This is a genomic window from Ruegeria sp. AD11(2025), from assembly GCF_056542405.1.
Genome location: NZ_JBQFZU010000121.1, coordinates 1 through 854, shown reverse-complemented (window position 1 = coordinate 854; position 854 = coordinate 1). Strand labels below are relative to the sequence as shown.

The following is an 854-nucleotide window of genomic DNA, read 5'->3' as shown; positions in this document are numbered from 1 at the left end:
CAGTTGGTCTTCGAGGAAATGAAACGCGCCGTTGACCAAGCTGAGGAACGGGTTGCGACGTTGGACCAAGCGATTGAAACAGCAATCCCGGGTCGGCACTTTACACCAGTGGTAGACGCCCTGCGCGCCTTGCGCGGTGTAAACACAACCATCGCTGCGACCGTTGTCGCCGAGATTGGCGATATCACGCGGTTCGAAAATCCCCGTCAGCTCATGTCCTGGCTAGGCCTCGTTCCAAGCGAGCATTCCAGCGGTAGTACGGTCAGGAGGGGACGATTGACCAAGGCGGGCAATGCACTGGCGCGCACCATGTTAGTCGAAGCCGGGTAGTCATACCGTCATCCAACCAAGGAAGGGTATCCGTATCTTAAACGTTCCGCGCATCTGCCACAGCACATCAAGGATATCGGTTGGAAAGCCCAGACCCGGCTTTGCAAACGGTATCGTACTTTGAGCCAGACAGGTAAACCGCGGCCCTGCGTATTGGCAGCAGTCGCCCGAGAACTGGCTGGGTTTATCTGGGATATTGCGCCAAAAAGACGCCCCTGGCCACCTGACCGGTTGTCCAAGCTGCCTGCGCAGTGCGCTGGAGATGGAAGCCATGGATAGGGAAATCCTCGGTCCCCCCTTTGGGACAAACATCCGGTCTTAGAGAGAGGTCACCCCGCATCGAATTTGGTCAGGCGGTATCAAACCCGCGGATGAGAGAATGACAACCATCGGTTCGGCCTACCATCTTCAGCGCCTGCACAGGCTACAAACTTTAACCATCCTGCACCAGTGGGGTAGTCTCATCGTGCCGAGAAAACTAAAATCGCTCATGAGAGGGGGATTTCGCCCCCTACTGTCTGACG

Annotated in this window: 1 protein-coding gene; it reads left to right on the top strand. The window is 56.6% G+C overall.

Annotated features, from left to right (window positions below):
- Window positions 1–330 (top strand): transposase (locus ACR1XY_RS24635; protein ID WP_480597460.1); only part of this gene is annotated, 330 nt, incomplete at its 5' end.
- Window positions 331–854: the final 524 nt, after the last annotated feature.